Consider the following 11532-nt stretch of genomic DNA (forward strand, 5'->3'; position numbering starts at 1 on the left):
GGGTTTATGCCGATTAAAGTATTAGGCATCATACTGGCGGGGGGCTTAGGCAGGAGACTTTCCCCTCTCACCCGGCAACGCGCCAAGCCCAGCGTTCCTTTTGGTGGAAAATATAGAATTATTGACTTTGTGCTCAGCAATTTCATTAATTCCGGAATCTACTCCATCTATGTGCTGATGCAATTTAAGTGTCAGTCGCTCATGGAGCACTTACGAAACGGATGGACGATAGGGAGCGCTGTCAGTGACTTTTTCATTATGCCGGCGCCGGCCCAGATGCGCACCGATGAAGACTGGTACCGGGGGACAGCGGATGCGGTATATCAGAACCTGCACCTCATCGAGAAATTTTATCCTGAAGTGGTGGCCATATTCAACGCCGACCATATCTACCGTATGGATATCAGGCAAATGCTGCAATACCACCGGGAAAAAGAAGCAGAGGTGACGGTTGCCGCCATACCCTTGCCTATAGAGAAAAGTCACCCTTTCGGAGTCATACAGGTTGACGATAACTGGCGGATCATCGGTTACGAGGAAAAACCGGAAAACCCGCATCCCATTCCCGGAAGGCCGGATACGGCCCTGGTTTCCATGGGTAATTACCTGTTTAATACTACAGTGCTTTGTGAAACATTGAAAAAGGACGTTGAATCAAGCGGCAAATATGATTTGGCGGGTGAGATTATCCCTATTTTATTCCAGAAAAGGCGGGTTTTTGCCTATGATTTTCGAATAAACAGAATCCCCGGGGCCCTTAATAATGGAGAAAATATTTATTGGCGGGATATAGGAACCATTAAGGCCTACTACGAGGCCAACATGGACCTTACAACCCCCGTGCCGTCTTTTAATCTTTATAACCGGCGCTGGCCGCTTAGAACCGCCAGCTACGCCACGCCACCGGTAAAGCTTATCTACGACCAGTATGGCCGGGAAGCCATGGTCAGAGATTCCCTGATCGCCGGCGGAACGATTATAAGCGGCGGCGAGATAAGAAATTCTATTGTGGGAAGACACGTCTTTGTGGGCAGCCGGTGTGTAATCGAAGACTCCATTATATTCGATCACGTTACCCTGATGGAAGACGTAATGATAAAAAAGACGATCGTCGATAAGAATGTTACTCTGCCTCCGGGCACGCGCATAGGTTATGATATGGAACAGGATCGCCGGCGTTATTTTGTCGATCCCTCCGGCATTGTGGTGGTGCCGAAAGCTGAGATATAAAGCGGTCAGCATGAAGCCGGTTTACCGTTCACTGTTGACCGTTTACCGAAAGAAAAAGTCGGACAACGGTTAACGGATAACGGATAACAAACATGCTGATAGCTGACTGCTGACCGCTCCATTCGAAACTCCAGGAGTTTCGAATGGAAACTAGTCAAGGAGCATTTTGATGCAAAAGATTCTGGCTATGATTTTGGCCGGGGGCCGCGTGGACGAGCTGAATGTATTAACCTTCTACCGGCCTAAATCCGCTGTCCCCTTTGGCGGGATCTATCGCGTCATCGACTGCCCCTTGAGCAATCTTCGGTATTCAAACATCGAAAACGTGGGCATCCTTTCCCAGTATCGATCTTACTCCCTGATAAACCACATCGGCCAGGGAGGCTCCTGGGATATGGTGGGCAGGCATCGCGGGGTCACCATGCTCCCCCCCTTTCAAGGACATAAGGCCTCTGACTGGTACAAGGGAACGGCGGACGCCGTATTCCAGAATCTGGATTTTATCGACTACCATAAGCCGGACATGGTTATGGTCCTGTCCGGCGACCATATTTACAGGATGAGCTACCAGCCTATGATTGCCTATCACCTTAAAAAAAAGGCCGATCTTACGGCAGCCTTCGTAGCGGTAGAAACCAGAGAGGCCCCGCGTTTCGGCCTGGCGCAGATAGCAGATGAGGATAGGGCGGGCGGGAGAATTTTATTATACCAGGAAAAACCGGCCGAACCGGCCTCAACGTGGGCCTCCATGACCATTTATTTATTCCGGCCCGAGGCCCTGAGAGAAGCGCTGCAGGAAAACGTTAAAAGTGATTCCCATGAGTTTGGCCGGGATATCATACCCGCTATGCTGGGGCGCTATAAGGTATACGGGTACAAACATACGGGATACTGGGGCTATAGCCGTAAGATCGAGGAATACTGGCAGGCTAATATGGATACACTGGGCCGAAGGCCGAAGATCGTCCTCAGGGAATGGATGCTCAGGACCAATCTGGAGCATCAGGCTATTTGCGACCGTCAACCCGCCGTCATCGGGAAAACGGCGCGCATTAACAATTCCAGTTTTTACCACGGCTGCCGCATCGAAGGGCAGGTGGAAAATAGCGTGCTTTTCCCCGGCGTCAGGATAGCAAAAGGGGCCATCGTAAAAGACTCTGTATTGTTTTTTGATGCCACCGTGGAAGAAGGGGCCTTCATGGAAAAGGTCATATCCGATGTTGATGTCGTGATCGGCGCGCATACGGTCATCGGCAAAAAAAATGGGGCGGACGCGCCTCAGGGCGGGATCACGGTCATCGGCCGCTCTACCCGGATACCGGCCGGTATGGCCATCGGACCAGGGTGCACTATCTATCCGGACCTCGGGTCTAAGCAGTTCACAAAGAAAGAAATCCCATCCGGTGAGGCCGTACAATGAATGAAGCACTCGTCATGCTGCTGGCCGGCGGCGTAGGGAGCCGCCTCAATATTATGGTGGAGGCCCGTGCCAAGCCTGCGGTGCCATTCGGCGGGATTTACCGCATCATAGACTTTACACTCAGCAATGTGATGAATTCCGGCATTAACAACGTGGCCGTTCTTACCCAGTATAAGCCCCTGTCCCTTATGGAGCACATCGGCACCGGCGCTCCGTGGGACTTTATCGGCCGCGGCCGCGGGGCCAAGATACTCCCGCCGCGCACCGGACAGAAGGATTCCGACTGGTACAAAGGCACAGCCGATGCCATGCGTCAGAATATAGATTATATCAATTCTCATCCCTCGCGGGAGGTACTGGTCCTCTCCGGCGACCATATCTACTACATGGATTATCGTCCTGTGATCCAGTTTCACCGCAGGAAAAGGGCGGATATGACCATCGCCATGATGACCGTCCCCATGGACCAGATAAGACACTTTGGCACGGCCATCACGAACCGGAAGGGACGCATAATGGAATGGGAAGAAAAGCCGGAAACGCCCAGAACCAACCTGGCCTCTATGGGCATCTATGTCTTCAAGACCTCATATCTTCTCTCTGTATTGCAAAAAACCGGGGAACATGACTTTGGTAAACATATTATACCCATGGCCATCAACAAAGACGCGGTCTATGCCTATCCTTTTCAGGGATACTGGCGCGACGTGGGCACTCTCGACGCCTACTGGAGGGCGAATATGGATCTCCTCGATCCATCAAGCGGGCTTACCCCCGAGGCCTGGGGAGTCAGACCAAACCTGGAAGAAGCCGGTTTAATGTCTGACTGGCCGCCGGCCATGATCCTGCCCGGGGCAAAGGTCTCCAATTCGGTTATATCTGCCGGCTGCGTCATAGAAGGGACGGTCGAACACTCTGTCCTGTCACCGGGCGTTTATGTGGCAAGGGGGGCTAGAGTAAAAGACTCGGTGATCATGCACGAATGTCAGATTATGGCCGGCAGCCGTATAGCAACGGCTATCCTGGATAAGAAAGTAAATACGGGGAAAAATGTTATCGTCGGGTCTGGCCCCAGAGACACACCTAATCAGGAGTTCCCCGAACAACTGTTTACCGGGCTGGCCATTATCGGCAAAAAAACTGCATTACCCGCAGGTGTATGCATAGGACCGAATAGTATTGTCTATCCGGGGTGCGGCGAGGCTGATTTCGGCCGGAAAGAGGTCTTGCCCGGTTCAGTGATCCGGCCGCTTACGCCATAGGACTCCGTCGTTTTCCCCCTGGTATTTTTCGACCATACCTGCCGTCTCCATCTCGCCCAGGAGGTACGTCAATCTTTCTCCGGCGCAGCTTATCTTTTCCCGCAGCTTGTCCTGATCGAGGAAATTCTCTGCATCAAGGTGGGACAGGACTGATGCCGCGAGTTCCTTACATTCCTGCGCGAGGGCGTAAAGATCGGTAAGGGTTTTTATTTGGTTAGCGACGAAACGGTCGGTCAGACGCCCACCGTAAGCGCCCTGCCTTCCCAAGTCGCGCAGCCGTATCCACGCATCCCGGGACTGGAGCGCACTTTTCCCGGCCTGATCATAGACGGCCTGGCGCAGATAGCTCATGGCCTCTATATGATGGTTGGTCGCCTCCTTCTCCAGTGCGGATAATTCCGCCGATGGGACCTTTGCCGCCGTGTTGCGGCCGGAAGCAGGCCTAACCATCTTTAGCAAAAAACTAAACATTCCCCACATAATATTTTATAGATAACCTTAAATTGTGCCGGCGGTCAATATCTTATCGGAGCCACAAGCTGTCAGCGATTAATGCCCGGCGTCCAACGTTTGATGTTCGAGGAATGTAGGGTGGGCTTTGCCCACCAAGGGAATGATGGTGGGTAAAACCCACCCTACTGCTGCTCCAGCAAGTTACGCTCAGAGACATAGGGTGTTCACTAAGAAGCGGGGAAAGTCCTATTACGATTTCTCTTGTAAATCCCGGTCGGGGTTGCTATATGTATAAATCTTGCAGAATCAAGCAGTTGAGTCCATCGGTAACGTGTCATCCGTGGAAAGAGAATTAAAACAGGCCCTTTTTGAGAGAAATATACTCGGCCAGATCAGTCGCGATCTTTACTCGGCCAGCACCCAGGACGAGGTGCTCGATGCAGCCTACCGGAGCGTGGAAAAACTTGGACGGGAAATAAGCAATATATGCATGTTTACCGAAGACGGCCGCTATATACAACTGGTTCGCGTGGGCATCGAATCCGGATTGGCTAAGAATATAGAAAGAATCGCATGGCGTGTCATACCGGGCACTTCCCTCCTCGGCTATAAGATACCCCTCTATGAAGAAAGCATCTACAAAAAGATGCGGGATACAGGGAAACCCATTGTTACCGGGAACATCGTTATGCAAGATAAAGATAGTGTTATCAGAACCACTGTAGAACGAATAGCCATGGATTATACCTCTCCTGGCAGTCCCCTGCGTCTCCTTATCAAGACACTCGTCGTTCCCATGCTCCCCTATAAGTCGGTAATAGATATGCCCATTGTGGCGGAAAATAAGGTGACAGGGGCCATAGCCCTGACCAGTGACACAGACCTCACGGAAAATGATCTGGAGCTGCTGAGGACTCTGGCCCTGATGGCCGGAAGCGCCCTGGAGCGGGTCCGTCTTCTGGAAAAATGGAAAGATCACCTGGTGCAACTGGAAAAATCAGAGGCCAAATATCGAAGCCTGTTTGAAGCGGCCAAGGATATGATCTTCATCGCCGATCTAAGCGGTAAGCTTATTGATGTCAATCCCTCGGCCTGCCACTGCCTTGGTTTTAGTCCCAAAAGACTCCGGAATCAGTTTATGCAAAATATCTATGCGGACGAGGCGGACTGGACAAACATGATGCGGGCAATCGAGGCCAGAGGTTCTCAGACGATAGAGATAAATTTCAGAAGAAAAGACGGTACTACCCTGCCGGTAGAAGTAAACGGAACCGTCTCCTCTCAGGCAGGCAGTAAAGTGGTACAGATCATAGCCAGAGACCTTACCGAAAAAAAGGAGGCGGAATACGAACTCAGGAAGACGAATGCCCAACTGATCCAGTCGGCCAAACTGGCTTCTATCGGAGAACTGGCCGCCGGTGTAGCCCACGAACTCAATCAGCCTTTAACAGTTATTAAGGGCTTTGCCCAATCCTTACTGCGGAAAACCAACCAAGAAATTCTAAATAAAGAATTATTGCAGGAAGTACTCCCGGTCGTCGAGAAAAATGCCATGCGCATGGGAGAGATTATAGACCATCTACGCACCTTCTCACGTCTGCCCCATACGAAGATGGAAGCGGTAAACATTAACCAGGTAATAGAAAACGCCCTGCTCCTTATGGGGAGGCAGCTCGAGCTGTATGGCATAATGGTAATTAAGGACTATAGTTCGCAAGGCCTCTTCTGTCATGGCCATCCCGGGCAACTGGAACAGGTGGTATTAAACCTTCTGAGCAATGCCAAAGACGCCCTGATGGAACGGGAAACGTCTCTGGAAAGGCCGGGGAGAGCAAAAGACTACAAAAAAATATTAACTATAAAGGCTGAAACAGGCGATAACGACCATATAATCCTTAGCGTAAGAGATAACGGCATAGGCATCGCCCCGGAAAACCTGGATAAGGTTTTTGACCCATTTTTTACTACCAAGGAGGCAGGCAAAGGCACGGGCCTGGGCCTCTCCGTAAGCTACAACATAGTCGAGGAACACAAAGGTGATATCGAAATAATTTCCGGCCAGGGGGAAGGCACGGAAGTAAAGGTAATATTGCCCGCTTGTTATTACGACGGCATTTAAATACATGAATTCGCCAAATCCCCCCATCCCCCCTTTTCTAAAGGGGGGATGGGGGAGGGAATATAGGGGTTTCCGGATGAGCACTAATTAGAAAGGATTAAAAACAGGTCATGAACGGAAAAATCTTGGTAGTTGATGATGAAGCCGATATCCGGCTGCTTCTGCGCATGGAACTCGAGGAAAGGGGATTCACTGTCCCGGAGGCTGGAAATGGTCCGGAGGGGATAGAGAGGTTCAAAGCCGAACATCCCGATCTGGTAATCGCCGATCTCAGGATGTCCGGGATGGACGGCCTGGCCATGATCCGGGAGATGAGAAAATTGGACGACATGGCCCAGTTTATAATACTGACCGGGTATGCCTCTATTGAGTCCGTTTTACAATGTATTCATCAGAACTTGGTTTATGATTACCTGGTAAAGCCTTTGTCAAACATGGAGGATTTTATCTATACGGTACAACGGGCCATAGAGAAGAGACGGCTCATCATAGAAAAAAATAATTATTTAGAGGCCCTGAAACAGACGAATAAAAAGCTGGAAAAAGCCGGGGCAGAGCTTGAAGAAAAAGCGGCTGCTACGGAAAATGCCTACCGGCAGTTGAAAGAAACACAAGAGATGCTCATTCGTTCCGAGAAACTTTCGGCCATAGGGGAACTGGTATCTGCGGTTGCCCACGAGATTAACAACCCCCTTACCTCTATCCTGGGGTATGCCCAGCTTCTGTCTCAAGTGTCTGATACAGATAGGATTAGAAACGGCCTGCGCACAATCGAGAAAGAGGCCTTGCGCACGGCCAAGATAGTTAAGAATATGCTTGCCTTCTCTGATACAGGGAAAATTCGGCAGGAAGCCGTCAATATAAATACATTAATAGAACAAACACTGGATTTTCTATCCTATGACCTGCACAATCACAATATCCGGGTAATGAAAGATTTCGACAAAACCCTCCCCGTTATAAAAGGTGATGGACATCAGATACAACAGGTATTTGCCAATATTATCATTAACGCCAAGCAGGCTATAACCCAGGCCTTCCGTATGGGGACACTGGAGGTGAGGACTCGTTACGAACCAGAACGCGCAGTGGTCATAGCGGAAATTGCAGATGACGGCCCGGGGATACCGGATGACATCCGAAAACGCATATTCGAACCTTTTTTTACGACGAAAAGACCGGGACGCGGAACGGGATTGGGACTCAGCGTCTCGTACCGTATAATTAAGGAACATGATGGCGACATATTTGCAGATTGGCGCGAACCGCATGGCACCATATTTACCATAAGGTTCCCGCGCCCGGTTGGAAAGGAAATCGCCTCCGGGCCGGCTAAAACAGTCCCCAAAAGACAGGGAGAATATCGGGTGCTGGTTGTGGATGACGAACCCATAATCCTTAAACTCACATGCGATATACTGACAGGGGAAGGATACGATGTGGAAACGGTTACAGCCGGTAAGATGGCCCTGGAAAAGCTGGAAACGAGGCGATATGACCTGATGCTGACGGATATAATAATGCCGGACATTGACGGTAAGGAACTTTTTAACACCGTCAGGGATATGGGATTGCTGCCGCCGGGAGGGGTGATATTTATGACCGGCGATACCATGAATTATGAGACAAGTAGATTTCTTGAGTCCAGCGGCGTAACTTACATAACCAAGCCCTTTACCGTTGAAGATATCAAAAATATCGTCTCAGCCAGAATAGCTTCTCTGGCCGCCCGGCCCAGGCCGACCGTAGGCCGGTAATTTTATCAGGCCAATGTCCTCAGGAAATTAAAGGTATTCACCCTATCCCCCGGTTTTTTACCCGGCTTACCGCCTAAAATCTCAGAGAGCACATTTTTAGCAGGGCGCTCCCAGGTGAAATCAGCCGTCACAAAAGAAATCCCTATCTTCTTCAAATCCTGCATACAGGCCAGGAGAGAATACGGGTGCGAGGAGTGTACCAGGGTCAATTCCCGATAGCAGTTAATGAAAAAACTCTCTTTCTTAGGGCTTCGTATGGTGGTACCCGGTTTTAGGCCGGGGGGAAGCAGCCGGGAAGTAAAAAGGGGCGGATGGCCATAGACGGCCAGCCCCACCGGGCACCCGCCGGCATGGGCCAATGCCTCTTTAAGGTTTTCCCGGTCTGTTTCTATGGAAAACTCCACCTCCGTGATCCCGAGATCGCAAAAGGCCCTGACGGACAGGGAATTAAGCGCGTTGGCCGTATAACCGGCGGAAAGGTGTATGTCTCTGCCTTTATGTAAGAAAAATTGCCGCTGGCTTATATGGCCCAGGTGCCAATACGTAAACCCGGCCCGGCGCAATCCATCTATCGCTTTCTCATAAAACCGGCATTGTTTTTCCTCTATGACAGGCGGCAGCATCCAGGAAAATCGATGCCGCATCTGCAAAATCTGTTTGTGGTAACGCCTGTATTGGGCGAATGTCTTCTCGTCCAGGAGGACCAGGAGGCGATGGATGCCACGGTCTGGCACATCAGACAGGTGATTCAGATCGCCCAATTTCACCCACCACTTAAGGTCTTTCCTCTGCATGGCCCCGGGACCCTTCTCCGGGAATAATTTTGAAACAACCGGGTCCATGCTTAACCCTTTTTTTGTTGCCGGGCTGATAACGCAGCCTCTGGTAGCGGCAAAAATGAGATTTCTTATCCGGCCTGCGCCGCGCACAAGCGCGGCGTCCTTCGCATCTACCTTAAAAAGCAGATCTCCCTTGCGGCAAGGGACGGGCATCTTAAGCGTGATCTCCTGACCTTGTGCTGCATTTATCAGTTCTTTCCCCCCGGCAATCATTTTTCCCAGAGTAAATGAGTGTCTCCCGTCATGGGCAGGCCTTACCAGGCGTAGCCGGTCCCCAACGCCGACATTAGCAGCGAGCTTCACCAGGGCCTCTTCTCCGCGTGCGGTTATGATCTTCCCCAGAAAAAGGCCGGCCGTGCCTGAAAAATGCGGGGTGACGATATCCATAAGGCGCGGATACAGAAAGTACCCGGAAGTCGGCTTTCGGCCCAGACACTGCCTTATTAAATCTTCAGCCCGGCCCAGGGCCTCTTCGTCGCCTTCCGGCGCATCCAGTACCATACGGTAGGCTTCTACTATAGAGCTTACGTAGTAGGCGCTGCGCATCCTCCCCTCGAGCTTGATGGAGATGACACCAGCCTTTTTTAGTTCAGGCAGCAACCTGATAGCCGAGAGATCATTCATGGAAAAAAACGAGCCGTGTTTTTTGCCGCTTTCGTACAACCGGCGGCAGGGCTGGACGCACCGGCCGCGCATACCGGACTTTCCGCCCAGATAACTGCTCATCAAACAAAGCCCGGAAAAGCTGTAACAAAGGGCTCCCTGGACAAAAACCTCCAGCTCAATCGGAGAATGCCGGTGTATGGCGCTTATCTCATCTATGGATAACTCGCGGGCCAGGACCACCCGCTGAAATCCAAGCCCGCGCAGATGCTCGGCTCCCGGGTGGTTGTGAATGGTCATAAGGGTGCTGGCATGGAGACGAAAGGCCGGAAAGTATCTTTTGATCAAATAATACAGCCCCATATCCTGGATGATCAGGGCATCGGGAGAAAGCTCCTTTAATATCCTGAGACCCTCTACTATCTCCGGCAGGTCTCTTTCCTTGAGCAGGATGTTCAGGGCTATATAGACCTTTACGCCGTGCTTATGGGCGAAAGGGATCGTCCGGCTGATGTCCTCTAGGGAAAAGTTCTCGGCCTGGACGCGGGCGTTAAAGTCACCCCAACCGATGTAAACGGCATCGGCCTTTTTCTCCACAGCCGCCCAGAATGCCTCCAGATTCCCGGCCGGGGCTAAGAGTTCGGTTTGTTTTTGCATAATTCCTAAAATCGGCTATAATGCCAACCTATCCCGTGGCCATGGCGTGATAAGGATTATTGTATCCACAGCGGATATATGCTAATCGCTAAAGACCGGGAAGTCAAAGGATAGTGTGAGCAAGACATTATTATGTCCGTCGATAGCCATCTCTTAAACATAATTAAAGTAATCAGCAACGTTACCGACGCCTTTACTACCGCCTTGTTTTTGGCCGACCCCAAAGATGAGAGCCTGACCCTGCAATCATACTACAGTTTGAGCAAAAATGTCATCCCCCAGGTACAATTCGGCTACGGAGACGGCATGGTGGGCTGGGTGGCTAAAAACAACAAACCTATCATCGCCAACCAATTTGACAGAGACACCACTACATTGCAGTTCTACTCGGCAGACGAGGATATCAAATCCTTCATGGCTGTTCCCCTTCCCCGCGGAAAGGGTGTTCTTTCCGTGGACAGTAAACATAAATACATATTTACTGAAAAAAGCCAGAAGCTGCTCTTGGGATTCGCCGATCTTATCGTACATGAAACAGAAGTCTCCGCCTTACAGGCCAAAGAACGCCTCTATGACCGGATACTCAATCTCCACTACCAGGCCGATCGCATAGGACAGCAAACCGGAGATTTTAATGATTATCTCATCAACATCCTGACCTTATGCCTTTCTTTTACCCGGGCCGAGATGGGATTTATGGCCTTTCTTTCATCCCCTGAACCAGACGCTAAATACAGCCTTCCGGCCCTGATCGGTACGATAAAATCCAACCTCCAGAGACAGCAGTTTTCAGTAGAAAAGGGCCTGGTGGGCTGGATCTTTAGAAAGAGAAAGCCGCTGGTTCTGGAGAAGATAGGGCAAGAACCGAGGAAATCCTACCTTTTTACAGCAGAAGAACCTTTCAAGGGCTTCAGCGCCTTTTTAGGTATCCCTTGCCTATTTCAGGATTTCATCCCCGGGGTAATGGGTTTCACCAGTTACAGCAGTTGTACGTGGGAGACAGAGGAGATCGATGCCCTCTTGAGTATTGGGCAAAGGATTATCTTGACGAAAATGTCCATGCAAGGATAATCTGCCTTATGAAGCCGGTCCACCGTTCACTGTTGACCGTTCACCGAAAGAAAATGTCGGACAACGGATAACAGATAACAAACATGCTGACGGCTGAAAGCTGATCGCTGAAAGCTTGAAT

The 11532-nt window shown here is 50.7% G+C and carries 8 protein-coding genes; 6 read left to right on the forward strand and 2 right to left on the reverse strand.

Features of this window, described 5'->3' with window-relative positions; all coding sequences use genetic code 11:
* The first annotated feature begins 6 nt into the window (after positions 1 to 6).
* From glgC to PHT49_10210, 3 genes are all read left to right on the forward strand, one after another.
* Positions 7 to 1230 (forward strand): glucose-1-phosphate adenylyltransferase, encoded by a 1224-nt coding sequence (gene glgC, locus PHT49_10200; GenBank protein MDD5452253.1) that lies wholly within the window; start codon positions 7 to 9, stop codon positions 1228 to 1230.
* Positions 1231 to 1399: 169 nt separating this feature from the next.
* Entirely contained in the window at positions 1400 to 2650 is a 1251-nt protein-coding gene (locus PHT49_10205; GenBank protein MDD5452254.1) for a sugar phosphate nucleotidyltransferase, read from the forward strand.
* The gene (locus PHT49_10210; GenBank protein MDD5452255.1) at positions 2647 to 3912 is read left to right on the forward strand and encodes a sugar phosphate nucleotidyltransferase; all 1266 of its coding nucleotides are present in this window, start codon (positions 2647 to 2649) and stop codon (positions 3910 to 3912) included. Before PHT49_10205 ends, PHT49_10210 begins: the two co-directional genes overlap by 4 nt.
* Here PHT49_10210 and PHT49_10215 read toward each other — a convergent pair.
* Positions 3886 to 4371 (reverse strand): hypothetical protein, encoded by a 486-nt coding sequence (locus PHT49_10215; protein MDD5452256.1) that lies wholly within the window; start codon positions 4369 to 4371, stop codon positions 3886 to 3888. The genes PHT49_10210 and PHT49_10215 overlap by 27 nt on opposite strands.
* 292 nt (positions 4372 to 4663) lie before the next feature.
* Between PHT49_10215 and PHT49_10220 the strand changes: the two genes are divergently transcribed.
* Both PHT49_10220 and PHT49_10225 read left to right on the forward strand, forming a co-directional pair.
* Positions 4664 to 6484, forward strand: a complete 1821-nt coding sequence (locus PHT49_10220) for a PAS domain S-box protein (GenBank protein ID MDD5452257.1) — start codon at positions 4664 to 4666, stop codon at positions 6482 to 6484.
* Positions 6485 to 6594: 110 nt separating this feature from the next.
* Complete coding sequence (locus tag PHT49_10225) at positions 6595 to 8241, forward strand: response regulator (protein MDD5452258.1); 1647 nt, start codon at positions 6595 to 6597, stop codon at positions 8239 to 8241.
* A 5-nt stretch (positions 8242 to 8246) separates the two neighbouring features.
* Here PHT49_10225 and PHT49_10230 read toward each other — a convergent pair whose 3' ends face one another.
* Positions 8247 to 10340 carry a U32 family peptidase gene (locus tag PHT49_10230; protein ID MDD5452259.1) on the reverse strand — a complete coding sequence of 698 codons (2094 nt, stop codon included), beginning with the start codon at positions 10338 to 10340 and terminating at the stop codon, positions 8247 to 8249.
* Positions 10341 to 10472: 132 nt separating this feature from the next.
* Between PHT49_10230 and PHT49_10235 the strand changes: the two genes are divergently transcribed.
* A complete protein-coding gene (locus PHT49_10235; protein ID MDD5452260.1) occupies positions 10473 to 11411 on the forward strand; it encodes a GAF domain-containing protein in 939 nt (312 codons plus the stop codon).
* Positions 11412 to 11532: the final 121 nt, after the last annotated feature.

The sequence above is a fragment of the Desulfovibrionales bacterium genome (genome assembly GCA_028715605.1).
GTDB lineage: Bacteria > Desulfobacterota > QYQD01 > QYQD01 > QYQD01 > QYQD01.